Raw genomic sequence first — 244 nt, forward strand, 5'->3', positions numbered from 1 at the left:
CCCGTGGCGGTGAGGACGCGGATCCAGCCGCGGGTGAGGGTCAGGTCGTACAGGGACACCTCGCCGCGAGCGGTGCAGGTCAGGCGGCCGGCAGGGCGGGCGGCGCGGTCGGCGTACAGGTAGCCGACCTGGGCCTGGGCCGTGTTCATGCCGAGCGCCCCGGTGCTGATGAGGATGCCGTCCCCGCTGTCGAGGGTCGTGAGCAGGCGCAGGCGGGTGAAGATGTCCCCCGTCACTGTGGACG

1 protein-coding gene is annotated in these 244 nt (G+C 73.0%); it reads right to left on the reverse strand.

The annotated features are described in order from the left end of the window. Nucleotides 1-244: hypothetical protein (locus tag RYX56_RS24630; RefSeq protein WP_317124423.1), on the reverse strand; the 244-nt coding region annotated here is incomplete at both ends.

The organism is Alkalihalophilus lindianensis, from assembly GCF_032843265.1.
GTDB lineage: Bacteria > Bacillota > Bacilli > Bacillales > Bacillaceae_D > Alkalihalophilus > Alkalihalophilus lindianensis.